Origin of the sequence: Halorarius halobius, from assembly GCF_024298865.1 — an archaeon.
Lineage (GTDB): Archaea > Halobacteriota > Halobacteria > Halobacteriales > Haloarculaceae > Halorarius > Halorarius halobius.
In genome coordinates this window covers 157,107-180,039 of sequence record NZ_CP101161.1, presented here as the reverse complement: position 1 = coordinate 180,039, position 22,933 = coordinate 157,107, and the positions used below count along the sequence as shown (strand labels likewise).

At 70.1% G+C, this 22,933-nt stretch carries 27 protein-coding genes; 18 read left to right on the top strand and 9 right to left on the bottom strand.

Annotation, left to right across the window (positions count from 1 at the left end; translation table 11 throughout):
* The first annotated feature begins 44 nt into the window (after nucleotides 1-44).
* Nucleotides 45-977, top strand: a complete 933-nt coding sequence (locus tag NL112_RS00960) for a branched-chain amino acid transaminase (protein ID WP_255150752.1) — start codon at nucleotides 45-47, stop codon at nucleotides 975-977.
* Nucleotides 978-986: 9 nt separating this feature from the next.
* On the opposite strand, the gene NL112_RS00955 is transcribed toward NL112_RS00960, so the two are convergent.
* A complete protein-coding gene (locus tag NL112_RS00955; RefSeq protein WP_255150751.1) occupies nucleotides 987-1,649 on the bottom strand; it encodes an HAD family hydrolase in 663 nt (220 codons plus the stop codon).
* A 313-nt stretch (nucleotides 1,650-1,962) separates the two neighbouring features.
* Nucleotides 1,963-3,537, bottom strand: a complete 1,575-nt coding sequence (gene purH / locus NL112_RS00950; protein WP_255150750.1) for a bifunctional phosphoribosylaminoimidazolecarboxamide formyltransferase/IMP cyclohydrolase — start codon at nucleotides 3,535-3,537, stop codon at nucleotides 1,963-1,965.
* A gap of 168 nt (nucleotides 3,538-3,705) precedes the next feature.
* On the opposite strand from purH, the gene purB reads away from it, so the two are divergent.
* Entirely contained in the window at nucleotides 3,706-5,094 is a 1,389-nt protein-coding gene (purB, locus tag NL112_RS00945) for an adenylosuccinate lyase (RefSeq protein ID WP_255150749.1), read from the top strand.
* A 95-nt stretch (nucleotides 5,095-5,189) separates the two neighbouring features.
* Nucleotides 5,190-5,798 (top strand): phosphoribosyltransferase, encoded by a 609-nt coding sequence (locus NL112_RS00940; protein ID WP_255150748.1) that lies wholly within the window; start codon nucleotides 5,190-5,192, stop codon nucleotides 5,796-5,798.
* On the opposite strand, the gene NL112_RS00935 is transcribed toward NL112_RS00940, so the two are convergent.
* The gene (locus NL112_RS00935) at nucleotides 5,793-6,290 is read right to left on the bottom strand and encodes a LabA-like NYN domain-containing protein (RefSeq protein WP_255150747.1); all 498 of its coding nucleotides are present in this window, start codon (nucleotides 6,288-6,290) and stop codon (nucleotides 5,793-5,795) included. The two genes, NL112_RS00940 and NL112_RS00935, sit on opposite strands and share 6 nt — an antisense overlap.
* A 350-nt stretch (nucleotides 6,291-6,640) precedes the next feature.
* Between NL112_RS00935 and dapA the strand changes: the two genes are divergently transcribed.
* The 10 genes from dapA (at nucleotide 6,641) to NL112_RS00885 (ending at nucleotide 15,227) form a co-directional block, all read left to right on the top strand.
* A complete protein-coding gene (dapA, locus tag NL112_RS00930) occupies nucleotides 6,641-7,540 on the top strand; it encodes a 4-hydroxy-tetrahydrodipicolinate synthase (RefSeq protein WP_255150746.1) in 900 nt (299 codons plus the stop codon).
* Complete coding sequence (dapB, locus tag NL112_RS00925) at nucleotides 7,537-8,271, top strand: 4-hydroxy-tetrahydrodipicolinate reductase (RefSeq protein WP_255150745.1); 735 nt, start codon at nucleotides 7,537-7,539, stop codon at nucleotides 8,269-8,271. The genes dapA and dapB overlap by 4 nt, the downstream gene beginning before the upstream one ends.
* Complete coding sequence (locus tag NL112_RS00920; RefSeq protein WP_255150744.1) at nucleotides 8,268-9,098, top strand: 2,3,4,5-tetrahydropyridine-2,6-dicarboxylate N-succinyltransferase; 831 nt, start codon at nucleotides 8,268-8,270, stop codon at nucleotides 9,096-9,098. The genes dapB and NL112_RS00920 overlap by 4 nt, the downstream gene beginning before the upstream one ends.
* The gene (gene lysA / locus NL112_RS00915; protein WP_255150743.1) at nucleotides 9,095-10,321 is read left to right on the top strand and encodes a diaminopimelate decarboxylase; all 1,227 of its coding nucleotides are present in this window, start codon (nucleotides 9,095-9,097) and stop codon (nucleotides 10,319-10,321) included. Before NL112_RS00920 ends, lysA begins: the two co-directional genes overlap by 4 nt.
* Nucleotides 10,315-11,175 (top strand): diaminopimelate epimerase, encoded by an 861-nt coding sequence (dapF, locus tag NL112_RS00910; RefSeq protein WP_255150742.1) that lies wholly within the window; start codon nucleotides 10,315-10,317, stop codon nucleotides 11,173-11,175. The genes lysA and dapF overlap by 7 nt, the downstream gene beginning before the upstream one ends.
* Nucleotides 11,175-12,236 carry a M20 family metallopeptidase gene (locus NL112_RS00905; RefSeq protein ID WP_255150741.1) on the top strand — a complete coding sequence of 354 codons (1,062 nt, stop codon included), beginning with the start codon at nucleotides 11,175-11,177 and terminating at the stop codon, nucleotides 12,234-12,236. Before dapF ends, NL112_RS00905 begins: the two co-directional genes overlap by 1 nt.
* A gap of 31 nt (nucleotides 12,237-12,267) precedes the next feature.
* Complete coding sequence (locus NL112_RS00900) at nucleotides 12,268-13,347, top strand: endonuclease/exonuclease/phosphatase family protein (protein WP_255150740.1); 1,080 nt, start codon at nucleotides 12,268-12,270, stop codon at nucleotides 13,345-13,347.
* Between the two features lie 43 nt (nucleotides 13,348-13,390).
* Nucleotides 13,391-13,888 (top strand): PUA domain-containing protein, encoded by a 498-nt coding sequence (locus tag NL112_RS00895; RefSeq protein WP_255150739.1) that lies wholly within the window; start codon nucleotides 13,391-13,393, stop codon nucleotides 13,886-13,888.
* 215 nt (nucleotides 13,889-14,103) lie between these two features.
* Nucleotides 14,104-14,499: a nascent polypeptide-associated complex protein gene (locus tag NL112_RS00890; protein WP_255150738.1), complete on the top strand. Its 396-nt coding sequence runs from the start codon at nucleotides 14,104-14,106 to the stop codon at nucleotides 14,497-14,499.
* Nucleotides 14,496-15,227 carry a methyltransferase domain-containing protein gene (locus NL112_RS00885; protein WP_255150737.1) on the top strand — a complete coding sequence of 244 codons (732 nt, stop codon included), beginning with the start codon at nucleotides 14,496-14,498 and terminating at the stop codon, nucleotides 15,225-15,227. The genes NL112_RS00890 and NL112_RS00885 overlap by 4 nt, the downstream gene beginning before the upstream one ends.
* A 45-nt stretch (nucleotides 15,228-15,272) precedes the next feature.
* Here the strand turns inward: NL112_RS00885 and NL112_RS00880 are convergent, their stop codons facing one another.
* The 4 genes from NL112_RS00880 to NL112_RS00865 all read right to left on the bottom strand — a co-directional run bounded on the left by NL112_RS00880 (nucleotide 15,273) and on the right by NL112_RS00865 (nucleotide 16,936).
* A complete protein-coding gene (locus tag NL112_RS00880) occupies nucleotides 15,273-15,866 on the bottom strand; it encodes a DUF6517 family protein (RefSeq protein WP_255150736.1) in 594 nt (197 codons plus the stop codon).
* A gap of 34 nt (nucleotides 15,867-15,900) precedes the next feature.
* Nucleotides 15,901-16,230, bottom strand: a complete 330-nt coding sequence (locus NL112_RS00875) for an RPA12/RPB9/RPC11 RNA polymerase family protein (protein ID WP_255150735.1) — start codon at nucleotides 16,228-16,230, stop codon at nucleotides 15,901-15,903.
* 79 nt (nucleotides 16,231-16,309) lie between these two features.
* A complete protein-coding gene (locus tag NL112_RS00870; protein ID WP_255150734.1) occupies nucleotides 16,310-16,627 on the bottom strand; it encodes an RPA12/RPB9/RPC11 RNA polymerase family protein in 318 nt (105 codons plus the stop codon).
* Nucleotides 16,628-16,678: 51 nt separating this feature from the next.
* Complete coding sequence (locus NL112_RS00865) at nucleotides 16,679-16,936, bottom strand: DUF5789 family protein (RefSeq protein ID WP_255150733.1); 258 nt, start codon at nucleotides 16,934-16,936, stop codon at nucleotides 16,679-16,681.
* A gap of 97 nt (nucleotides 16,937-17,033) precedes the next feature.
* On the opposite strand from NL112_RS00865, the gene NL112_RS00860 reads away from it, so the two are divergent.
* Nucleotides 17,034-18,380: an MFS transporter gene (locus NL112_RS00860; protein ID WP_255150732.1), complete on the top strand. Its 1,347-nt coding sequence runs from the start codon at nucleotides 17,034-17,036 to the stop codon at nucleotides 18,378-18,380.
* Nucleotide 18,381: 1 nt separating this feature from the next.
* Here the strand turns inward: NL112_RS00860 and NL112_RS00855 are convergent, their stop codons facing one another.
* Both NL112_RS00855 and NL112_RS00850 read right to left on the bottom strand, forming a co-directional pair.
* Nucleotides 18,382-18,774 carry a hypothetical protein gene (locus tag NL112_RS00855; RefSeq protein WP_255150731.1) on the bottom strand — a complete coding sequence of 131 codons (393 nt, stop codon included), beginning with the start codon at nucleotides 18,772-18,774 and terminating at the stop codon, nucleotides 18,382-18,384.
* 5 nt (nucleotides 18,775-18,779) lie between these two features.
* A complete protein-coding gene (locus NL112_RS00850) occupies nucleotides 18,780-19,547 on the bottom strand; it encodes an enoyl-CoA hydratase/isomerase family protein (RefSeq protein WP_255150730.1) in 768 nt (255 codons plus the stop codon).
* A 107-nt stretch (nucleotides 19,548-19,654) separates the two neighbouring features.
* On the opposite strand from NL112_RS00850, the gene NL112_RS00845 reads away from it, so the two are divergent.
* The 4 genes from NL112_RS00845 to NL112_RS00830 all read left to right on the top strand — a co-directional run bounded on the left by NL112_RS00845 (nucleotide 19,655) and on the right by NL112_RS00830 (nucleotide 22,911).
* Complete coding sequence (locus NL112_RS00845; RefSeq protein ID WP_255150729.1) at nucleotides 19,655-20,413, top strand: DUF7537 family lipoprotein; 759 nt, start codon at nucleotides 19,655-19,657, stop codon at nucleotides 20,411-20,413.
* Between the two features lie 57 nt (nucleotides 20,414-20,470).
* A complete protein-coding gene (gene mfnA, locus NL112_RS00840; RefSeq protein ID WP_255150728.1) occupies nucleotides 20,471-21,523 on the top strand; it encodes a tyrosine decarboxylase MfnA in 1,053 nt (350 codons plus the stop codon).
* A gap of 88 nt (nucleotides 21,524-21,611) precedes the next feature.
* Complete coding sequence (locus NL112_RS00835) at nucleotides 21,612-22,163, top strand: YqaA family protein (RefSeq protein WP_255150727.1); 552 nt, start codon at nucleotides 21,612-21,614, stop codon at nucleotides 22,161-22,163.
* 58 nt (nucleotides 22,164-22,221) lie between these two features.
* Nucleotides 22,222-22,911, top strand: coding sequence for a LiaF transmembrane domain-containing protein (locus NL112_RS00830; RefSeq protein ID WP_255150726.1), 690 nt, complete (start codon nucleotides 22,222-22,224; stop codon nucleotides 22,909-22,911).
* The last annotated feature ends 22 nt before the right edge of the window (nucleotides 22,912-22,933 follow it).

Sequence of the window (22,933 nt, the reverse complement as noted above, 5' to 3'; positions counted from 1 at the left end):
AAGAACCGCCAACACTCAATACGGGGGCGGTGTTGGCTGTGGGTATGGGCTTCGACGAGATGGACGTCGACACCATCTGGATGGACGGCGAGTTCGTGGACTGGGACGAGGCCCAGATTCACGTTCTCACGCACGGACTGCACTACGGAACGGGGGTGTTCGAGGGCATCCGCTGTTACGACACCGAGCGGGGTCCGGCGGTGTTCCGCTTCGACGAACACCTCGAACGCCTCTACGAGTCGGCGAAGCCGTACGACCTCGACATCGGCTACTCGCTAGAGGAGCTGAAGGAGGCGACGCTGGAACTGATTCGCCGGCAGGAGCTCGAATCCTGCTACATCCGGCCCATCTCCTTCTTCGGCTACGACTCGCTGGGCGTCTCGCCGAAGGACTGTCCGACACGCACCGCAATCGCCTGCTGGCCGTGGGGCGCGTATCTCGGCGAGGAGGCGCTGGAGAACGGCGTCGACGTGATGGTCTCTTCGTGGCGCAAGCACGCCTCCTCGCAGATTCCGACGAACGCGAAGGCGACCGGCCCGTACCTCAACAGCATGCTCGCCGGCGAGGAAGCGCGGGGCAACGGCTACGTCGAGGCCATCGTCCTCAACAAGGAGGGCAACGTCGCCGAGGGACCGGGCGAGAACATCTTCATGGTCAACGACGGCGAGATATACACGCCCGGCCTCGCGCAGTCCATCCTCAACGGCATCACCCGCGAGACGGTCATCACCCTCGCCGAGGAACACGGCTACACCGTCCACGACGACGCCGTCATCTCGCGAGGCGAGTTGTACACCGCGGACGAACTGTTCTTCTCGGGGACGGCGGCGGAGGTCACCCCAATCAAGAGCGTCGACGACAACGAAATCGGCTCGGGGACGCGCGGCCCGGTCACCGAGGAACTCCAGCAGGCGTTCTTCGACCTCGTGGAGCGCCGGACCGACGACCACGACGACTGGTTCACGTACGTCGAGTAGCGTCCGCGCTCACGCCCCGTCGCCGAGGATTTCGCCGACGGCGTCCAGCGTCTCCACCTCGTAGTCCGGCGTGACGCCGAGCGCGGCGTCGCGGTTGTGCTCCCGCCGGACGAACACCGACTCCAGTCCTGCGTTGTGGGCGGCCTGTACGTCGCTCTCGCTGTCCCCGACGTACAGCCCCGAGTCGGCGTCGAGGTCCGCGAGCGCGCGGTCGAGGAAATGCGTGTTCGGTTTCTTCAACCGCAGGCTCTCGACGGTCATCGGCCGGCCGTAGTAGGTGTCGAACCCCAACCCGAAGCGGTCGAGGACGAACTCGACGGTCGGGTGGTGGTTGTTGCTGACGAGGCCGCGTGGCCCCGGAAGCGCGTCGACGGCGTCCACGTCGTCGTAGGTGCTCCGGTGGCCGGCGACGAACGCCTCGCGTTGCGAGCGGTCGTCGTGCCGCTCGCGGGCGTCCCACAGCGTCTCGTGGTCGACGCCGTAGGACGCGGCGATGTCACGGAGGCCGTCCACGGTGACGCCGTGACAGAGGTACTCGACGTGGTCGTCGCGGGGCGACTCGACGCCCACCTCGTGGAAGGCGTCGCGGATGGCGGCCGACTGTGCCTCGGACGACGGCGGGTGGACCAACACGCCGTCGTTGTCGAACAGGACTGCGTCGTAGCGTGACATCGGAGGGCGTCGTCGAGTTCTGGCTACTGCTGTGACAAAGCGTTTGTGGGACCGTAGCGTCCCCGAGCGACCGCAGGGAGCGAGCGGTTCTTCGGCGCCGAGCGAAGCGAGGCGCGTATATTGCCCCGAGTTATTGCCTGAGCGGCGGGCTGACAGCCCGCCGTGCTAAATCGTATCGGCGGAGCCGGCACACAGGCCGAGGCGCGCGAAGCGCGCCGAGGGAGATGCAAAACCTGGGCGTTCAGTCGTGTCTGAAACGCCGTGAGACTCCCTTCCGTCGTCTCACGGGCTTCAGACACTCCTTCGCTGTCGCTCAGTCGTGTCTGAAGCACCGCTGGCCGGTCAGCACCATCGCCATCCCGTGCTCGTCGGCGGCCTCGACGACGTCCTCGTCGTTGACGGAGCCGCCGGGCTGGATGACTGCCTCGATACCCGCCTCGGCGGCGTACTCCACGGCGTCGGGGAACGGGAAGAAGGCGTCCGAGGCCATCACCGCGCCCTCCGCGCTCTTCCCCTCGGCGTGTTCCTCGGCTTTCATCGCCGCCAGTCGGACCGCGTCGACCCGCGAGACCTGTCCCATGCCGATGCCGACCGTCTCGGTTCCGTTGGCGAACAGGATGGCGTTCGACTTGACGTGCTTGATGGTCTGCCACGCGAACAGCATCGACTCGATTTGCTCGTCTGTGGGTTCCCGCTCGGTGACGACCTCCAGGTCGTCGGGCGCGAGTTTCTGCCGGTCGCGCTCCTGCACGAGTCGCCCCCCCGTAATCGGTTTCTCGGTCATCCGCTCGTCGTCGGTCGAGAGGTCGCCGACCGCGAGTACGCGGAGGTTCTCCTTCGTCGTCAGCACGTCCAGCGCCGCGTCGGTGTAGTCGGGCGCGACCACGATTTCCTTGAACGAGTCGACCACCTGCTCGGCGGTGGCGGCGTCACACTCGCGGTTGAGCGCGACGATGCCGCCGAACGCGCTCTGGGGGTCCGTCGAGAGCGCGTCCGCGTAGGCGTCGGCGAGCGTGTCGGCAGTGGCACAGCCCGCCGGGTTGGTGTGCTTGATGACCGCCGCCGCGGGGTCGTCGAACTCCTTGACGAGCCCCAGCGCGGCGTCGGCGTCGTTGTAGTTGTTGTACGACAGCGCCTTCGCGCCCTCGTTCAACTGCGGGGCGGTGACGACGTTCGCCGCCTCGCAGGCCCCGTCGGCGTAGACGGCCGCGTCCTGGTGGGGGTTCTCGCCGTACCGCAGGCCCGTCTCGAAATCCTCGCTGACGACCCGCCGGGCGGGGAACTCCCCGTCGTCGTCGCCGTCGACGTGGACCTCGCCCGCGTCGTGGTCGACCTCGACGCGGTCCTCGGCGAACCACTGGACGGCCCGCGGGTACGCCTTGAACTCGCCCTCGTAGAGGACGCGCTCCTTCAGCGCCTCGGCGTCGTCGCCCTCGAAGACGGGGATGGGTTCCTGCGTGACGATGGGGCCGCCGTCGACTGTCTCGTCGACGACGTGGACCGTACAGCCGGTGACGCGGACGCCGGCGTCGAGCACCTGCTGGTGGGCGTCCCTCCCGTCGAAGGAGGGCAGAAGCGACGGGTGGACGTTGAGCGTCGTCGGCACCCTGTCGAGGAACGACTCGGTGAGCACGCGCATGTAGCCGTCGAGACACAGCAACTCGAAGTCGTAGGTGTCGAGACGGTCCAGCACCCGCCGTTCGTGGGCCTCCCGGCTCTCCCCCTCGTCGCGCTCGACGACTTCGGTGGCGATGCCGCGCTCGGAGGCGGCCTCCAGCACGGGCGCACCCTCCTCGTTCGACAGTATCACCGCGAACTCGACGTCGAGCGTGTCGGCGATGTGTCGCAGGTTCCGGCCACGGTTCGAGGCCATCCCGGCCAGTTTCATGTCCGTATCCGACTCGCGGGAGCGCAAAGTAGTTGCGGTTACTCGCGGGAGAATATGCGAATACGTGTATAGAAATAGGGTACAAACAGGGTTTCGGTGGCGGTGGTGTTCACGACGATGCAACCGGCGACCGACACGCTTTTTCGCGCGGTGACCGCACTCCCGACCATGACGAACAGGGGTCCGCTGTACGCCGTCTCGCCGCTGGACGGTCGCTACGCAGGCTACACGGAGCCGCTCGCGGAGTACGCCAGCGAGGCCGCGCTGATGCGCGCCCGCGTCCGGGTGGAAGTGGAGTACCTGCTCGCGCTGGCCGAACTCGACGCGACGCCGCTGTCGTTCGACGAGGGCGAGCGTGCCCAGCTGTACGCGCTGTACGAGGGATTCGACGAGAACGACGCCGAAATCGTCAAACAGCTTGAGACCGCCGGCTGGCGCGGCTACCCGGCGACGAACCACGACGTGAAGGCCGTCGAGTACTTCGTCCGCGAGCGGCTGGAGCGCATCGACCGCGGGGACGCAACCCCGTTCGTCCACGTCGCGCTGACCAGCGAGGACGTGAACAACCTCGCCCAGCGACTGCTCGTGAAGCCGGCCGTCGAGGACGTGCTCGTCCCCGAACTCCGCGAGCTACGGGACACGCTCGCCGGGATGGCCCGCGACCACCGCGACCTGCCGATGCTGGCTCGCACGCACGGCCAGCCGGCCACGCCGACGACGTTCGGGAAGGAACTCGCCGTCTACGCCGCCCGTCTCGGTCGCGCCGTCGGCGAGGTAGAGCGGGCCGCTGGCTCGCTGGCCGGCAAACTCGCGGGCGCATCGGGCACCTACGCGGCCCACCACGCCGCCTACCCGGACGTGGACTGGCGCGCGTTTTCCCGGCAGTTCGTCGGCTCCCTGGGACTGGAGCACCAGCCGCTCTCGACGCAGGTGAACCCCTGTGACGACCTCCAGTCCGTGTTCGACGCCGTCCGCAACGCGAACAACGTCCTCCTCGACCTGAACCGGGACATGTGGCTGTACGTCTCCCAGCGCTACCTCGGCCAGGAGACAGTCGAGGGCGAGACCGGGTCGTCGACGATGCCCCACAAGGTGAACCCCATCGACTTCGAGAACAGCGAGGGGAACCTCTCGAAGGCGAACTCGGACCTCGTCTTCCTCGGCGACTACGTCACCACCTCGCGGCTCCAGCGTGACCTCTCGGACTCGACCGTGAAGCGCAACGTCGGCGCGGCGCTGGCCCACTGTCTCATCGGCTACGACAAGGCCGCGACCGGCCTCGGGAAGGTCACCCCCAACGAGCAGGTGATGCGCGATGACCTCGAATCGAACCCCGAGGTCATCGGCGAGGCGGTCCAGACGATTCTGCGCCGGGAGGGCCACGAGGACGCCTACGAGCGCATCAAGGCCTTGACGCGAGGCCAGCGCGCCTCGCTCGACGACTTCCGCGAGTTGTTCGACGACCTCGACGTCGACGAATCGGTCCGCGAGGAACTGCGGGCGCTGACGCCCCCGGGCTACACGGGGCTCGGCGCCGAACTGGTCGACGACCTGTAGCTCCGTCACCGAGCACCGACCGGCGGCCGGCGTCTCCGACCCACCTTCTCTTGCCGAGGTGAACGTTTTGCCCCTGCGCGTCGAAGTTCGACGCCATGTTCGAGGACCGCACCGATGCGGGCGAACGGCTGGCAGAGCATCTCCGCGAGGCGGGCGTCGAGGCGGACGTGGTGCTGGCGATACCGCGGGGCGGACTCCCGGTCGCTCGGCCCGTCGCGGACGCGCTCGGCGCGCCGCTGGACGTGGTGGTCGCGCGGAAACTCGGCGCGCCCGGCAACCCGGAGCTCGCGGTCGGCGCCGTCGCTGACGACGGCACCCTCTGGGTGAACGACGACCTCGTGGCGCAACTCGGGGTGAGCGACGACTACCTCGACGCCGAGCGCGACGCCGAGGCCGCCCGCGCTCGCGAGAAGGCCGACCGCTACCGCCAGGGCATCGACCTCGCGGGCAAACGCGTCGTCGTCGTCGACGACGGCGTCGCCACGGGCGCGACGACGGCCGCCTGCCTGCGGCGGGTGCGCGAGGCGGGCGCCGCCCACGTCACGCTCGCGGTGCCCGTCGGCCCGCCAGACACTCTCGACCGGCTCCGCGAGGAGGCCGACCGCGTAATCGCGCTGGAGGAACCGTTCTCGTTCGGGGCGGTCGGCGCCCACTACCGCGACTTCCGGCAGGTTCCCGACGAGGCGGCGCTGGCGTACCTATAGCAGGAACTGGTCGGGGTTCTCGCTCATGTCGATGAACGAGTCGGCCGCGTCCCGGAGCTCCTCGGCGCTCGACTCGCCGAAGCCGAACACCTCGACGCGGACGCCCTGGTGGCGCAGATGCGAGCAGAGCCGCGAGAAGTCGCCGTCGCCCGAACAGAGCGCGACCACGTCGACGTGCTCGCCGAGGGTGACGGCGTCGAGCACCATCCCGACGTCCCAGTCGGCCTTCTTCGAGCCGTCGCCGAACGTCTTGATGTCCTTTATCTTCGTCTCGAAGCCGATGTCGCGGAGCGCCTCGAAGAACCGCTCCTCCTCCGGACTGTCCGCGCGGATGACGTACGCGATGGCCCGGACGAGTTCGCGTTCCTGTACGGCGGTGTCGAGCAGGCCGGTGTAGTCGACGTTCCGCGAGTAGAGGCTGTGGGCGGTGTGATAGAGGTTCTGCGAGTCCGCCAGAACGGCGACCCGCTGGCTCCCGTGGAGCGGTGGCATACTCCAACTGTTTCGGCTCTCTTTGAAAGGGTGTCGCTAGACGGTGTCCCAGTCGTCGGCGGGCCGGTCGCCCCCGGGCCGGCCCACTCGTCCGTTCGTCGGGACGAGTCAGTTGTTCGTCCCGACGCCCGAGGCAAACTTCCCCGACGGACGCAACGCCTAAGTCCGCGCGTCGCAGTTTGACGCACATGAACCCAGTCACACTCGGTCGGCCGCCGACGAGCGACCGGTGTGACGGCCGTTTCTCGAAAGGCAAACGCCCGTAGACGGCTCCCGGCGAGCGTGGCGTCTCGTCGCGGGCCATCCTGGGCATCGCCTTCGAACTACATCGACACCACAGCCACACGCACATGACACACGACACCTTCGCCGGCGTCTTCCCGGCGCTGACGACCCCCTTCCACGACGACGGGAGCATCGACTTCGAGACCCTGCGCGAGAACGTCCGCCGCCTCGAACGCGGCGGCGTCCACGGCATCGTCCCCGTCGGCACCACCGGCGAGTCCGCGACCATGACCCACGACGAACACGTCGAGGTCATCGAGGCAACCGTCGACGCCGTCGACTCGGTTCCGGTCGTCGCTGGCTCGGGCTCCAACAACACCCGCGAGGCGCTGGAACTGTCCGAGCGGGCGGCCGACGCGGGCGCCGACGGCCTGCTGCTCATCTCGCCGTACTACAACAAGCCCGAACCAGCCGGGATGGAGAACCACTTCCGGACCGTCGCAGATGCCGTCGACCTGCCGCAGATAATCTACAACGTTCCGAGCCGCACGGGCCGCAACATCGCCGTCCAGACGGCCGTGAACCTCGCGGGCCACGAGAACGTCGTCGGCTACAAGGCCGCCTCGGGCGACCTGAACCGGGTCGCCGAAGTCGTCGAGCGGACCGCCGACGAGAACTTCACGGTCCTCTCGGGCGACGACCAGTTGACCCTCCCCATCATGTCGATGGGCGGGACGGGCACCATCTCGGTGGCGGGCAACGTCGAACCCGAGCGGACCAGCCGGATGGTCGAGCACGCGCTCGACGGCGACTACGCGGCCGCCCGGGAACTCCACTACGAACTCGGCCCGCTGTTCCGCGCGCTGTTCATCGAGTCGAACCCCATCCCCGTGAAGGAGGCGCTGGCCATCCGCGGGCACATGCCCGCGACGATGCGCTCGCCGCTGTCGCGGATGGGCGAGGAGAACCTCGACCGCCTGCGCGAGGTACTGAGCGAACTGGACGCGGCGGCACCCGAAGCGTGAGAGTCGCCGTCGCCGGCGCCACGGGCCGGACCGGGCGCGAGGTCGTCGCCGAGGCCGAGAGCCGGGGCCACACCGTCCTCCCGGTGTCACGCGACCCCGAGGGCGACCAGCGTGACCGCGCGGAACTGGACGCCCTGCTCCGCGAGGAGGCCGACGTCCTCGTGGACTTCACCGTCCCCGAGGCGACGGTCGAGCACGTCGGCGCGGCCGCCGAGACCGGCACCCCGGTCGTCGTCGGCACCACGGGGTTCGACGACGCGCAACTGGACGCGCTCGCGGACGCCGCCGAGCAGGTGCCCCTGCTGCGCGCGTCGAACTTCGCCAAGGGCGTGCAGGCGCTGCTGCGCGTGGTCCGTGCCGGCGTCGAGGCGCTCCCCGAGTACGACGTCGAGGTGACCGAGACCCACCACAGCGGGAAGCGCGACGCCCCCTCCGGGACGGCAACAACTGTCCTGGACGAAATCGACTCGGCACGGGAGGACGCACTCGAACGCGTGTACGGACGCGAGGGCCACCACGAGCGCGATCCCGGCGAGGTCGGGGTCCACGTCCGCCGAGCGGGCACCGTCCGCGGCGAACACGAGGTGACGCTGGCGGGCGACGACGAGGTGCTCTCGCTCACGCACCGCGCGGAGTCGCGGCGCGTGTTCGCGGCCGGCGCGGTCGACGCCGCCGAGTGGCTGGCCGGCCGTGAGGCCGGGTCCTACGAGTTCAGTGAGGTGTTGGCATGACGCTTCAATCCGACGTACGAGACCTGTGGCACCGCTACCAGAACGGCCTCTCCGCCGAGGACACGACCGAGGACGACTACGCCGTCCTCGGTGAGTTCCTCGACGCGCTGGAGGCGGGCGAGGTGCGCGCCGCCGAGAAGTCCGGCGGCGAGTGGACCGCCAACGACTGGGTGAAGGAGGGCATCCTGCTCAACTTCGGCCTGCGCGACATCGCCGCCCACGAGTACGGCGACGTGACGTACCACGACGTGCTCCCCCTGCGACGGACGGACGACCTGCCGGGACGTGGCACCCGCAACACGCCGGACGGGACGGTCGTGCGCCGAGGCGCGTACGTCGGGAGCGACGCCATCATGATGTCGCCAAGTTTCGTCAACATCGGCGCGCACGTCGGCGACGGCACGCTCGTCGACTCCTGTGACACCGTCGGCTCCTGTGCGCAGATAGGCGAGAACGTGAAACTCGGCGCGAACACGCTCGTCGGCGGCGTGCTCGAACCCGTCGAGGACGCACCCGTCGTCGTCGAGGACGGCGTCTCGCTGGGCGCAGGCTGTCGGGTCACCTCGGGGTTCGTCGTCGGCGAGGACAGCGTCGTCGGGGAGAACACCCTGCTGACGCCCCGCATCCCCGTCTACGACCTCGTCGAGGAGGAAATCGTCTACGGCCACCTGCCGCCCGAGCGCCGGGCGTTCATCCGCTACGTCGAGTCGAGCGTCGGCGACCACGAGTTGTTCGAGGGCGGCGCCTACAAGCCCGCGGTCGTCGCAACCCACGTCGAGGAGGACACCCTCGAAGCGACCCAGCGGGAGGAGGCACTGCGCGAATGAGCGACGACCCCGCGGTGCGCCGGCTCGCGGACTGGAACGCCGAGCGCCTGCGGGACCTCGCGGACCGCCACGCCACGCCCACCTACGTCCTCGATTTGAACCGCGTCCGGGAGAACGCCACCCGTCTCCGGGGGGCGTTCCCCGACGCCGACGTCGCCTACGCGGTGAAGGCGAACACGACCCGCGCGGTGCTCGAAACGCTCGAAGCCGAGGGGGTCGACGCCGAGTGTGCGGCCGCGGGCGAGGTGAAGCGCGCGCTCGACGCCGGCTTCCCCGGCGAACGAATCCGCTACACGGCGGTCAACCCCCCCGACCGCGACCTCGATTACATCGGGGAGGTGGGCCGCGCCCACGACATCGTGGTCACCGTGGGCGCCCGCGACACGCTCGACCGCCTCGCGGAGCGCGGCTACGAGGGGCGGCTCTGCGTCCGCGTCAACCCCGGCGTGGGGGCGGGCCACCACGCGAAGGTGTCGACCGGCGCGGAGCCGAAGTTCGGCGTCCCCTACGACCGCGCGGGGGAGGTGGTCGACGCGGCCCGCGAGGTGGGGGAGGTCGTCGGTATCCACGCCCACGCCGGGAGCGGCATCTCGGGCGACGACCTCGCGGCCCACCGAGAACTCGTCTCGCGGATGGGCGAGTTGGCCCGCGAGGTCGGCGACCTGGAGTTCGTCGCCGTCGGCGGCGGGTTCGGCGTCCCCTACCGCGAGACGGAACCGCCGCTGGACCTGGACAGGGTCGCGGACGCGACCCGCGACGCACTGGGCGAGGTAGACGCCCGCCTCGCCATCGAACCGGGTCGCTACTTCGTCGCGGACGCGGGCGTCCTGCTCTCGACCGTCAACACGGTGAAGGAGACGCCCGAGACCACGGTCGTCGGCATCGACGCGGGGATGACGACCCTGCTCCGGCCGGCGCTGTACGACGCCTACCACGCGGTGCGCTCGCTCGCGCCCGACGCCGACGACCGCCCGACCGAGTCGGTCGAACTCGCCGGCCCGGTGTGCGAAACGGCGGACGTGCTCGCGCGCGACCGGCCGCTGGCCGCCCCGGAACGGGGCGACCACCTCGCGGTCGGCAACGCGGGCGCGTACGGCTACGAGATGGCGTCGAACTACAACTCGCGGCCCCGCCCGGCGGTGGTCGCGCTGGACGGCGGCGACGACCGACTCGTCGCGCGCCGCGAGGACCTGACCGACATCACGGAGTTAGAACGATGGTAGAGGTACGCAAGTTCCACGGCACTGGCAACGATTTCGTAGTAGTCGACGCGGCCGAGGAGGTGCCCGACCGGCGGGCGTTCGCCCGCGCGCTCTGCGACCGGGAGACCGGCATCGAACACCCCGATTCGCCGCGGGTCGGCGCGGACGGCGTCCTGTTTCTGGCGGTCGAGGACCGCTACTCGCCGCCGCGCGTGGTGATGACGCTCGTCCAGCCGGACGGCTCCGTCGCCGCGATGTGTGGCAACGGCGCCCGCTGTGCGGCGGCGTGGGCCGCCGCCGAGACGGGGGCGGACGAGGTGATGATAGACACCCAGAGCGGGACGCGCCACGCCGCAGTCGAGGAGACGGGCGTCACCATCGAGATGGGTGCTCCCTCGTTCGACCCCGCGGACGTCCCGGTCGAGGCCGCCGACCCGCTCGTCGAGACCGACGTCGAGGGGCTGACTGTTACTGCCGTCAACACCGGGGTCCCCCACGCCGTCGCCGTCGTCGACGACGTGGACGCCGTCGACCTCGCGGCGGTGGCGCCCGCGGTCAGGTACGCCGACGCCTTTCCCGAGGGCGCGAACGTGACGCTCGCCGCGGAAGACGGCGACGGGTTCCGCCAGCGCACCTACGAGCGCGGCGTCGAGGGGGAGACCGACTCCTGTGGGACGGGTGCGGTCGCCGTCGCCGCGGTCGCCCACCGCCTCGGCCTGCTCGATACCGGCGACCCGACGCGCGTCTCGCCGCCGGGTGGCGACCTCGAAGTGACTATCGAGGGCGACGGGTCGACGCTCCGGGGGCCGACGGCCGTCGAGTTCCGAACCGACGTGCCGCGCCGTCCCTCCCGGTCGACGGCGACCGGCGACTGATGGCGTTCGACCTCCTCGCGTTCCACGAGCGGGCTGTCCGTACGCCCTCACACGAAGCCGTGAGCGAGATGCGCGACCTGCTGGTCGACACGCTCGCGGCCCACGGCCACGACCCCCGGGTCGACGACGCGGGGAACACTCTCGCCACGAAGGGCGACGGGGACCCGCATCTCGTTCTCAACACCCACATCGACACGGTGCCGCCACACGTCGCGTTCGAGCGCGACGGCGACGTGGTCCGGGGGCGGGGCGCCTGCGACGCGAAGGGGCCGCTTGCGGCGCTCCTCGACGCCTTCCTCGCGTGTGACCCCGACGGCCGCCTCACGCTCGCGGTCACGCCCGACGAGGAGGTGCTGTCGACCGGCGCGGCCGCGCTCGACCTCGATGCGGACGGCTACATCGTCGGAGAGCCGACAGGTCTGGACGTCTGCAATGCCGCGAAGGGCCGGTTCGAGGCTACCGTCGTCGTCGAGGGTGTCGCGGCCCACGCCGCTGAACCTGCGTCGGGAGCCAACGCCGTCCACGGCGCGGCTTCCGTGCTCGACGTGCTCGACGGCTACGACGACGCACACGGGCCGGGAGCTCACGACTCGCTCGGGGTGCCAACCCTGCAGGCGACGACCATCGATGGGGGCGAGGCGACGAACCAGCTCCCTGCGCGGTGTTCGTTCACCGTCGACCGGCGGAGCGTCCCGCCGGAGTCGGCCGAAGAGTTCCGCCAGTCGCTCGAATCCCATCTCCGGAGACACGCTCCCGACGACGTGTCGGTGTCGGTCGCGCTGACCGACCGACCGACGCCGTTCCTGGAGGCGTTCCACACGCCCGCGGACGACCCGCTGGCGGCGACGCTCGCGGCCGAATCGGGCGGTGCGATACGCCCGTTTTCGGCGGCTACGGAGGCGTCGTACTTCGCGTCGGACGCGCCGACCGTGGTGTTCGGGCCGGGCGTGCTCGCGGACGACGAGGGTGCCGTTGCTCACGCCGACCGGGAGTACGTCGCCCGCTCGGAGGTCCGCGCCGCCGCGGACGCGCTCCGGGGGACCCTGTCCCACCTCCTGTAACGTTTTGCGTCGCCGCGTCGAACGCCCTGACGTGTCCCCGAATCGCCGCGAACTGCTCCGTGCGGCCGCGAGTCTCCCCGCCGTCTCCATACCACGAGTGTCGGCGTGGGAAGCGACCACCGAGACCCGGGTGATGACCCGCAACCTCGGTCTCGGAACGGGACTGTTCGGCCTGCTGTCGGCCGACGAAATCGTCCCCGAACGTGTCCACGCGAAGTACCGAGAGGTGCTAGATTCGGGCGCCTCCACGCGGATGCGAGCCATCGCGGGCGAGATAGCCCGTGAGCGCCCCGCAGTCGTCGGCTTGCAGGAGGCGGCGCTCGTCGCCCGCGGTCCCGCCGACGGTGACCCGACCGAGACGCGTGCGGATTTCCTCGCCGCCTTGCAGGCCGGTCTCGATGAGCGGGACGTGCCGTACCGCGTCGCAACTACGGTGTCCAACGCCGACGTGGTGTTGCCCGCTCGGCCGCCCGGTGGCGACCCGTTCACCGTCCGTCTGCTCGACCGAGACGGGCTACTGGTCCGGCGCGATGTCGATGTCGTGGACACGGCGAGCGCCAACTACGCGGTCAACGTGCAGACGACTGTCGGGGACCGGACCCTGACGGCGACCCGGGGGTACTGTCGGGCCGACTGTCTGCTCGACGGCGTGCCCCTGACCGCGGTGTCGACGCACCTCGCGTCGAGTTCCGGCCTCGTCCGGCGGGCACAGGCGGCCGAACTGCTCGACGCGGTCGGGGACGATGCGGGGCCGCTCGCCCTGCTTGGCGACTTCAACAGCGGCCCGAACGTTCCGGAGCCGTCGGCGTACGCAACGCTGTCCGGGGCGTTCACCGACGCGTGGGGAGCCACGGAGGGGGACGGTCCGACCTGCTGTCAGTTGCCGACGCTCCACAACGTCGAGTCGCGGCTCGACCGGCGCATCGATGCGGCGTTCGTCGGCGGGCCGGTCGAACCCCTGGCGGCCCGCCGAACCGGCGAGACGCCGGCGGCGCGAGTCGAGATAGGTGACCGGGAACTGTGGCCGTCCGACCACGCCGGCGTAGTCGCGGACCTCAGGCTGGCGCCGCCGCTCGGCGACCCGCAAGCGGTGGTCCGTGCGCTCCTGTAGGGAACGCGAAAGCCGTATGTCGACCGCCCCCTGAGACGGCCCCATGGACGCCGAGGAACGCCGGACGCTCTCGACGGTCGCGGACTACCAGTTCGGCGCGGGGGTGGGCGAAGCGCTGTTCCCGCCCGGCGAAGAGCCGTCGGTTCAGCGAACGAACTCCGGACGGCCGACGCAGATTCACACGCCGGGCGAGATGGGCGCCGACGGCGCGCCCGGAGGGACGCATATCGTCTCCTACGAGGACGACGGCCGCTTCAGGCTGGGGCTGGCGGGCGGCGAGCGACTGCTCGCGACGCTACCGGCTCCCGCGGGCCGGGTGGTCGTCGGCGACGAGTCCGAGCCGTTCGTCCGCGACGGCAAGAACGTGTTCGCCAAGTTCGTCCGCGCGGTGGGCGAGGCGGTGCGGCCGGGCGACGAGGTGGCCGTCGTTCACGAGGCCGGCGACCTGCTCGCGGTGGGCCGGGCCGAACTCGCGGCGGGGGAGATGCGGGCGTTCGAGACGGGGATGGCCGTCTACGTCCGGTCGGGCGCAGGCGAGTAGGGGCGTACAGGCGGGACGTGACGGTGTACGGGCTTACTGCCCGGTCGTATCGAGGCCGCCTCCCGGTCGGCCTCGGCGGTCGCCGGTGGTGTCCCGCACTCCGGCCTCGACCACCGGCGGCGACGGTCAGGTCACGGCGCCGATGGCCGCGCTATCGCACTTGAACGTTCGGCTGAAAGCGAGCACTTTTCATTTCGGGCACCAACCACACGGGTATGTTTGGCGGAGGCGGCGGACTCAACCCACGGAAGATGAAGCAGATGATGAACCAGATGGGCATCGACCTCGACGACATCGAGGCCGAGGAGGTCATCATCCGTACCGCGGACGAGGAGATGGTGTTCCACGACGCCGACGTCCAGCGGATGGACGCCCAGGGGCAACAGACCTACCAGGTCGTCGGGGAACCGGACGTCCGCCCGCGCGGTGAGGGCGAGACGGCTGACGCCGGGGCCGACGACACCGGCGACGCTGGCGACTCGGACGACGAGATACCCGAATCGGACATCGAAATCGTCGCCGGACGCACCGGCGCCTCGAAGTCGGCGGCCCGCGAGGCCCTCGAGGAGACGGACGGCGACCTGGCGGCGGCCGTCGAGCGACTGGAGTGAGCTACCTCCTCGTCCGCGAGGACCGGGAGTACCTCGTCGAGGCGGGCGACCGCCTCGAGTCGGACCTCGGTGTCCTCGAGGTGCCCGACGACGTCGCGGCCGGCGACCGCCTGGAGACGCACATCGGCGAGGAGTTCGTCGTCCGCACGCCACGCGGTCCCGACCTGTTCGACCACCTCGAACGCACGGGCGCGCCGATGATGCCCCGCGACATCGGCCTCGTCGTCGGCCACACCGGCGTCGCGGCCGGCGACCGCGTGCTCGACGCCGGCACCGGAACGGGCATCCTCGCGGCGTATCTCGGTCGCCTCGGCGTCGATGTCGTCACCTACGAACAGGACGACGAGTTCGCGGAGGTGGCTCGCGAGAACATGCACACCGCCGGCGTCGAAACGCGCGTCGAGGTGCGGACCGGGGACGTGACTGACGACCTCGGGTCGCTGTCGGGGTTCGACGGCGTTACGCTCGACACCGCCGACGCCGCTGACGTGGTCGCGCGCGTCCCGGACCTCGTCGTCCCCGGCGGGTTCGTCGCCGTCTACTCGCCGTTCGTCGAGTCCTCCCGGGACTGCGTCGAGGCCGCACGCGAGGCGGACCTCGTCGACGTGGAGACGCTCGAGACCATCCAGCGCGGGATGGAGTTCGACGACCGGGGTTCCCGTCCCTCGACGCGCGGCGTCGGCCACACCGGCTACCTCACGTTCGCGCGCCGCTCCGTGCTGGAGTGAGCCGATGCGTCTGTCGGCGTACTCGGCACACCGGCACGACGGGGGTTATCGGACGCTTCTGATGAGGTCGAGCAGTTCCTCCCGGTAGGCGCTCGCGTCGACGCCGTCGGTGACGTCGTCGAGTCCGGCTTCGGGGTAGACACCGCCGGCCAGCCGGTAGCCGTCGCCGTTCCAGACCGCGAGATGGCCCGTCACCTGTAGTTCGGTCTCGGCGTCGTCGGCCTCGACCGGGTACGTCGCGCGGTACGTCGTGAGCCGTGCGCGGTTGCCGTCGATGCGGACCCGCTCGGTGCGGCCGCGCTCGACGTTCCGGAACCCGCGCTCCTCGAGGTCCGTGGCGAACTCCTTGCGTGCCTCCCGGGCGACGGTGCTGCTGATGAGCGGTGCGATGCCGGGCGCCAGCGACGGCTGGAACGCCAGCGCCGTGGCGAAAAAGAAGCGCCACGGCCGGTCGAGTCCGGTCGCCTCGCGGACCTGTTCGCGGAGGCCACTGTCCTCGTACAGCAGGGTGTGGCCGGTCACGGTCGCCGTTGGCAACTGGAACACGGTCTCGACGAGGTCGTCGCGCAGTTCCCAACCCCCCTGCTCCAAGCGGTCGCTCGGGACGGTCGGCGCGTCGGCCGACCGGTCTGGTGACATGCCCGGCCCTACGAACCGGAGGCGTAAAAATCGGTCAGTGGTCGTCCTCGCGCCACTTGTGCCCACATTCGACGCAGGTGAAGAACCGCGTCTCCGACTCGTCGGCCGCGCGTATCTGCTTCATCTCGTAGCGAGCGCGCTCGCCGTCACAGTCCGGCTGGGGACACTGCTGTTTCGTCGTGGGGCCGACCTCGGCGTCGTCCACGTCCGACATGTCGACCGGCCCGTCGTCGCTCTGTCCCTGTGTCGTCGTCATCGCCGCCTCCTGTTCGGAGTCGCGGAGCGTCTCGTGGCCACAGGAGCGACAGACCCACGCGTCGCCCTCCGTGTGCATCATCGAACCGCACTCGTCGCAGAATCTCATCTGACTGGGTTCCGTTACTGTATCGGTAGGTGTAAGCCTCCCGCTTTTCCGTCGGCGCCCGCCCCTGCGGCGGACACCGTCAGGTGCCGCGCCACTTGTGCCCACACTCGACGCAGGTGAACAGTCGTACCTCGTAGGAGCCACCCGGCTTGGGCATCATCTCGTAGTCGGCGCGCTCACTATCACACCCCTCCGCCGGGCAGGGTTGGTGCACCGTCTCGGTGTCGTCCGTGGTCGCGTCGGCCACCGGTGGCGGGCCGTCGTCCTGCTGGCCCGCCGTGGTCGCCAGCTCGGCTTCCGCCTGCGAGTCGCGCGGCTGTTCGTTGCCGCACGACTGGCACAGCCAGACGTCGCCCTCCGTGTGCATCATCGACCCGCACTCGTCGCAGAACTCCATCCGTACGCGGTGTAGGCGGCGGCTCGGTATTTAACCAACCGGGTCGGCCGCTCAGGCGTCGCCCTCCGACTGGCCGGGTTCGCCCACCGCCTCGACCGGGAGTGCGCCGTACAGGTCCGCCGAGAGGTCGTCGGGCGAGTCGAACCGCTCGCTCGGGAGGTCCGCGACGGTCTCCCCGAGGTTCACCTCCCCGTCCGCGAGCAGGAGGGTCACGTCGTCCAGGTTCGCGGCTGCAGTCGCCCGGTCGACCGGGTACGATAGCTCCCCGAGGGTCGCCTCCAGCCGGCTGAGTTTCACGGTCCGTGCCATACGGTACCGTACGACGTTGCGGGCCGAAAGCGTTCCGCCCCGGTGACGCGTGTGTCTCCGGCCCCTTCATGTCGCCCCGTCTCCTCGTTGCGGGTAGATGGTTCTCGGCACCGACAACCGCGTGCTCGCGCTGGCGATGGCGCGGCTGGCCGACTCGCTGGGGAACTCGTTTCTCATCATCGTCCTCCCGCTGTACATCGCCAGCGGTCGCATCTCGCTTGCGGGTCTCGACGGGTTCACGACGGAACTGCTCATCGGCGTCGTCCTCTCGCTGTTCGGCTTGCTCAACAGTTCGCTCCAGCCGTTCACCGGGCGGCTCTCCGACCGGGTCGGCCGACGGAAGGCGTTCATCCTGGTGGGGCTGGCGGTGTTCGGCGTCGCCAGCGCCGCCTACCCGTTCGTCTCCTCGTACTGGTCGGTGCTGGCCGTGCGGGCCCTGCAGGGGGTCGGCGCGGCGCTCACCATCCCCGTGACGCTCGCGCTGGTCAACGAGTACGCCGCCGACGCCACCCAGCGCGGCGGCAACTTCGGCGTGTTCAACACGTTCCGGCTCATCGGCTTCGGGTTCGGCCCCATCGTCGCCGGCCTGCTCATCACCGGGGGCTTCGGCGGCGAGCAGGTCGTCACCTACGTGCTGACCGACGCGTTCGGTCCGCTCGCCGGCGCCCGAATCTCCGGATTCGACGCCGCCTTCTCCATCGCCGTCCTCGGTGCCGTCGTCTCGTTCGCGCTGGTCACGATTCTCGTCGACGACCCCGAAGGCACCGACGCGGCGGCGGCCGACGACCTCTCGATTCGGGTCCGGGGCCGCGACCAACTGTTCGACCCCGTGTTCGTCGTCGGCGTCGGCACCTTCTTCATGGCGACGGGTATCGCCATCTTCGCCACCATCCAGGAGGTCGTGAACACGACGCTCGGGCAGGGGCCGTTCCTCTTTTCGGTGCAGTTCGCGGCCGTCGTCATCGCCAACGTCCTGTTTCAGGTGCCCATCGGTCGCGCCTCCGACCGGTTCGGCCGCCGGCCGTTCCTCGTCGCCGGGTTCGCCCTGCTCGTCCCGTCGCTGGCGCTCCAGGCGTACGTGCCCGAACTGGCGACGCTCCTCGACGGGACGCTGTTCGGCGTCTCCTCGGGACCGCTGTTGATGCTGTTGTTCCGCCTGTTGCAGGGCGTCTCGGTGGCGCTGGTGTTCGCACCCGGACTGGCGCTTGCGGGCGACCTGGCGGGCCGTGGACAGTCGGGCACCACGCTGTCGGTGCTGACGACGGCGTTCGGCTTCGGCGTCGCCGTCGGCCCCCTGATTTCGGGGTACGCCATCCGGTTCGGCTTCGCCGCCCCGTTCCTCGTGACGGCGGTGCTGGCGGCGCTGGCGCTCGTGTTGACCTACTCGCAGGTGTGGGAGACGCTGGACGCCGACCGCGCGCCCGCGCCCGCCCCGCAGGACTGACTCACTCGGCGGCCTCGCGGCGCCGCCGCGTCTCGGGGACGGACCACGCCACGCCGAACAGGAGGCGGTTCACACCGGCCCCGCTCCCCACGCCGAGAAGCAAGAGCGGCACGACACCGACCGTCGTCGCGCCGGCCCACCAGCCCCAGGCGAGGCCGACCGCGACGGCGACGCCGGCGGCGTACAGTGCCCAGAGGCCGGCGCGACTCCGGTCGGCCGCCGCCGCCAGCCCCGCGGTAGCGACCGACGCGACTGCGCCTATCCACCACAGGTCGACGGCGAGCGCGACGGTCCCGGCCAGCATCGCGCCGACCGCGACGTTCGACAGCGCGATACCCACGTCCTGACGCACGATGTCGCCATCGTCGTCGCTCACGCCGCCCGGACTACGCATCCGTGCTACTCGAACTCGGGGTCGCGGTCGTTCAGGAACGCGTCCATCCCCTCGCGCTGGTCGGGCGTGCCGAACAGACTGCTCCAGAGGCGCCGCTCGAAGTCGAGTCCCTCGCGCTGGCCCATCTCGTGGGCCTCGTTGATGGCCTCCTTCGCCGCGGCCATGGCGAACTGCGGCTTCTCCGCGAGGTCGGCGGCCATCCCGGCGACGTACTCGTCGAGTTCGTCGTGGGCGACCACCTCGCTCACCAGGTCGAGTTCCAGCGCGTCCTGCGCGTCGACGCGTTCGCCGAAGAAGACGAGTCGGCGGGCCGTCTCGTCGCCGACCAGCCGGACGAGCCGCTGGGTGCCGCCCCACCCGGGGACGATGCCGAGGTCGATTTCGGTCTGCCCGATGACCGCCCGCTCGCTTGCGATACGGAGGTCGCAAGCGAGCGCGAGTTCACAGCCACCGCCGAACGCGTAGCCGTTGAGCGCCGCGATGACGGGCGCGGGGAACGACTCGACGGCGTTCATCACCGCGTGGCCCTGCTCGCAGTAGGCGTGGGCCTCCTCGACGGACATCTCGGCCATCCGGGAGATGTCAGCGCCCGCGGCGAACGCCTTCTCGCCCGCGCCGGTGACGACGAGCACCCGCGCCTCGCCGCGCGCCTCGTCGAGGGCGTCGGCCATCCCCTCCAGCGTCGCCTCGTTCAGGGCGTTCAGCCGGTCGGGGCGGTCGATGGTCAGGGTGGCGACGTCGCCGTCGAACGTCAGTTGGACGGTGTCGTTCATGGCTCGTGTGTCACGGCGGGGGTACATAAGCGTCCGCCGCGCCGGCAGTGGGAACCGGCTCTGTTCGAGAGCGCGGGGCTTTTTGCGCGGGCACCCACAGTCGAGGTATGCGACGCACGTTCGCCGCGGTGGCGCTCGCCATCCTCCTCGCGCTGTCCGGCTGTTCCGCCCTCCCGTTCGGCGGTGGTGGCGGGGGTCTGACAGCCGACCAGGCGCCGCCCGGCGTCGACGCGGAGAACGGGACGTTCGCGGACTCCGCGGCGCTGTTGGATGCCCACACCGAGACGCTCCTGAAGACGGGGTTCACCTACCGGTTCAGCACGAACGCGACCGTCGTCCAGGAGGGTCAGCGCCGGCGGGTCAGCCGCTCGCAACTCACGCAGGGCGCGCCCAACGCCACCGAGTACGGCTTCCGGACCCGCAACCCCGGCTCCCAAATCGACGCCTGGGGGAACGAATCGGTGCAGGCGGTGCGGTTCAGATTCGGCGACCGCGTGGTGTACCGGCAGGCACAGCCCATCCCGGCCGAACAGCTCACCGGCGAGAGCGTGTTCGGTCGGTATCTGTCGGCCGGCGGCTGGAACGTGACGAACGTCACCGAGCGCGAGGACACGACGGACCTCGTGACGCTCACCTCGACGACGGAGCCGGCGAACCCGCGTGCGCTCCCCGACAACGCGACCGACCTGCGCGACTACGAGGCGCACGTCGTCGTGGACAGCGAGGGGCGAATCTACGAGTTCTCGGCGTCGGGCACCTACACCATCGACGGCTCGCAGGGGTCGTTCGCCATTGCGTACACGCTCCGGTCGCTGGAGGACCCCGGGGTCACCAGACCGCAGTGGGTGCCCGAGGCGCTGTCGTAAACCCGCCGTCGGCGAACTGCGCAATTTTTAAGCGCGAGAGCGCATAGCTCCCAACAGATGCAGCGGGCCCAGCCTCAGGATTTCTCCCGCGTGCTCTCCTCGATGTGTACGGAACCGCATCCGGTGGCACGCGACGCGGCCGAGCGGTTCCTCGCCACCAACCCCGGCGACCCCGGCACCTACGAGACGGTGGCGACACTCGAGCGCGAGGCGGTCGCCACGCTCGGAGAGGTGGCCGGTCTCGACGACGCCGCCGGCTACGTCGCCTCCGGCGGCACGGAGGCGAACATCCAGGCGGTCAGGGTCGCGCGCAACCGCGCGTCGACCCGCGACCCGAACTTCGTCGCGCCCGCCTCAGCGCACTTCTCGTTTCACAAGGCCGCCGACGTGCTCGGCGTGGAGATGCGAGTCGCCCCGCTCGACGACTTCACCGCCAACCTCGAGGCCGTCGACGAACTGATAGACGACGACACCGTGCTCGTGGTGGGCGTCGCCGGCACCACCGAGTACGGCCGCGTCGACCCCATCCCGCGGCTCGCGCGGATGGCCGACGAGGTGGACGCGCTGACCCACGTCGACGCCGCGTGGGGCGGGTTCGTCCTCCCGTTTACCCACCACGAGTGGGACTTCTCGGACGCCGACATCGACACGATGACAATCGACCCCCACAAGATGGGGCAGGCGGCGGTGCCGGCGGGGGGCCTGCTCGCGCGCGGCCCGGAACTGCTGGACGAACTCTCCATCGACACCCCCTACCTCGAATCCACGTCGCAGGTGACGCTGACAGGGACGCGGTCGGGCGCGGGCGTGGCCAGCGCCGCCGCGGTGCTGGAGGAACTCTGGCCGGAGGGCTACCGCGAGCAGTACGAGACGAGCCAGTCGAACGCCGACTGGCTCGCGGCCGAACTCCACGCCCGCGGCGTCGACCACGTGGAGCCGACCCTCCCCATCGTCGCCGCGGACTTCGCGGCCGACACCGTCGACGCGCTCCGCGAGGAGGGGTGGCGCATCTCCCGGACGGAGGCGGGCGAGGCCCGCATCGTGATGATGCCCCACGTCACCCGGGAGACGCTCCGGGCGTTCCTCGCGGACGTCGACCGCCTGCGGTGACTCCGTTCGTCGCCGTTCGTCGGGGGAGCGGTCCATCGACGCCGCCAAGCCAATAGGCTTACACCGCACCTCTCCCTCGTTCCGGATAGTGACGCCGCTCGAGGTCCTGCCCCTGTTCTCGTGGCCGGACTACCACGTCCTCGAGGAAGCGGTCCGGACGGCCAGCGGCCCGCTCGGTCTGCTCATCATCGCCATCTACTCGTTTCTCATCGCGTGGATACTGCCCGGCCCCAGCGAGGTGGTGCTCCTCCCGAGTCTCCGTCTCGGCGTGCCGTACGCCGTCGAGGTGACGCTCATCATCCTCGTGTCCGGCACCGCGAAGGCCGCCGGCTCCGTGTTCGCGTTCGCCATCGGCCACGAGGTGAAGGAGTCGGGGCCCGTCATCCGCGCGCTCCGCCGCTCCCCGGTCGATATCGTCGAATACTCCGAGCGGAAAACTATCGAAATCGCCCGCAAGTACGGCTACGCGGGACTGGCGATGGCGCTGTGTGTCCCCTTTTTCCCCGACACGCTCTCAATCTACGCGTTCTCCATCCTCGAGGAGAACTACACGAAGTTCGCCGCCGCCACGTTCGTCGGGAGCGTCGGCCGCCTGCTCGTCACCCTCGGCCTGTTCGCCATCGGTGCGAGCATCGTCTGAGTCCCACCGTCCGAGACCCGCAGTATCGCTTTATCTCCACGTCGGTCGTACGTGTAGCATGAACTACAAGCGTGTCTCAAGCGGCCTGCTCGTCGGTATCGCCGTCGTCCTCGTGGGTCTGGCCCTGCTGGCTACCACCACGGGGCTGTACGACACCGGCCGCCTGCTCCGGTACGCGCCGGCGCTGTTCGTCCTCGTCGGCCTGTGGGCGTTCGTCACCAGCGGGTTCCGCAACGTGTTCGGCCCGCTCCTGCTGGTGGTGGCCGCCTCGGCGGCCCAGGCCGTCACGCTCGGCTACGCCACCTGGGAGCAGGTCTGGTCGCTGTGGCCCCTCGTCGTCGTCGTCTTCGGCCTCTCGCTGGTCGCCGGCGCGTACAAGACCCGGACCGGCACGGCCGCCAGCGACGACAGGTTCCTGAACGCCGTCGCCGTGTTCGGCGGTAGCGAGAAGCGCGCCACCTCCCGGTCGTTCCGGGGTGCCGACGCCATCGCCGCGTTCGGCGGGGTGACGCTCGACCTCCGTGACGTGGCCCCCGCCGACCCCGAGACGCCCATCCGGGTCGACGCGGTGGCGATGTTCGGTGCCGTGGAGATAATCGCGCCCCGCGACTGGAACGTCCGCGTCGACGTTCTCCCCGTGTTCGGGAGCGTCGAGGACACCCGCCTCCGCGAGGAGCGGACCCACGACTCCGTGGACCTCGTGGTCGAGGGGTTCGTCGCCTTCGGCGGCGTCGAGATCAAGGACTGACGCCCGCTCGGGGACGAATCGC

Coding starts and splice junctions, on each gene's coding strand:
- NL112_RS00960 (WP_255150752.1), top strand. CDS start 45: ATGGGCTTCGACGAGATGGACGTCGACACCATCTGGATGGACGGCGAG.
- NL112_RS00955 (WP_255150751.1), bottom strand. CDS start 1,649: ATGTCACGCTACGACGCAGTCCTGTTCGACAACGACGGCGTGTTGGTC.
- purH (WP_255150750.1), bottom strand. CDS start 3,537: ATGAAACTGGCCGGGATGGCCTCGAACCGTGGCCGGAACCTGCGACAC.
- purB (WP_255150749.1), top strand. CDS start 3,706: ATGACGAACAGGGGTCCGCTGTACGCCGTCTCGCCGCTGGACGGTCGC.
- NL112_RS00940 (WP_255150748.1), top strand. CDS start 5,190: ATGTTCGAGGACCGCACCGATGCGGGCGAACGGCTGGCAGAGCATCTC.
- NL112_RS00935 (WP_255150747.1), bottom strand. CDS start 6,290: ATGCCACCGCTCCACGGGAGCCAGCGGGTCGCCGTTCTGGCGGACTCG.
- dapA (WP_255150746.1), top strand. CDS start 6,641: ATGACACACGACACCTTCGCCGGCGTCTTCCCGGCGCTGACGACCCCC.
- NL112_RS00920 (WP_255150744.1), top strand. CDS start 8,268: ATGACGCTTCAATCCGACGTACGAGACCTGTGGCACCGCTACCAGAAC.
- lysA (WP_255150743.1), top strand. CDS start 9,095: ATGAGCGACGACCCCGCGGTGCGCCGGCTCGCGGACTGGAACGCCGAG.
- dapF (WP_255150742.1), top strand. CDS start 10,315: ATGGTAGAGGTACGCAAGTTCCACGGCACTGGCAACGATTTCGTAGTA.
- NL112_RS00905 (WP_255150741.1), top strand. CDS start 11,175: ATGGCGTTCGACCTCCTCGCGTTCCACGAGCGGGCTGTCCGTACGCCC.
- NL112_RS00895 (WP_255150739.1), top strand. CDS start 13,391: ATGGACGCCGAGGAACGCCGGACGCTCTCGACGGTCGCGGACTACCAG.
- NL112_RS00890 (WP_255150738.1), top strand. CDS start 14,104: ATGTTTGGCGGAGGCGGCGGACTCAACCCACGGAAGATGAAGCAGATG.
- NL112_RS00880 (WP_255150736.1), bottom strand. CDS start 15,866: ATGTCACCAGACCGGTCGGCCGACGCGCCGACCGTCCCGAGCGACCGC.
- NL112_RS00875 (WP_255150735.1), bottom strand. CDS start 16,230: ATGAGATTCTGCGACGAGTGCGGTTCGATGATGCACACGGAGGGCGAC.
- NL112_RS00870 (WP_255150734.1), bottom strand. CDS start 16,627: ATGGAGTTCTGCGACGAGTGCGGGTCGATGATGCACACGGAGGGCGAC.
- NL112_RS00865 (WP_255150733.1), bottom strand. CDS start 16,936: ATGGCACGGACCGTGAAACTCAGCCGGCTGGAGGCGACCCTCGGGGAG.
- NL112_RS00860 (WP_255150732.1), top strand. CDS start 17,034: ATGGTTCTCGGCACCGACAACCGCGTGCTCGCGCTGGCGATGGCGCGG.
- NL112_RS00855 (WP_255150731.1), bottom strand. CDS start 18,774: ATGCGTAGTCCGGGCGGCGTGAGCGACGACGATGGCGACATCGTGCGT.
- NL112_RS00850 (WP_255150730.1), bottom strand. CDS start 19,547: ATGAACGACACCGTCCAACTGACGTTCGACGGCGACGTCGCCACCCTG.
- NL112_RS00845 (WP_255150729.1), top strand. CDS start 19,655: ATGCGACGCACGTTCGCCGCGGTGGCGCTCGCCATCCTCCTCGCGCTG.
- mfnA (WP_255150728.1), top strand. CDS start 20,471: ATGCAGCGGGCCCAGCCTCAGGATTTCTCCCGCGTGCTCTCCTCGATG.
- NL112_RS00830 (WP_255150726.1), top strand. CDS start 22,222: ATGAACTACAAGCGTGTCTCAAGCGGCCTGCTCGTCGGTATCGCCGTC.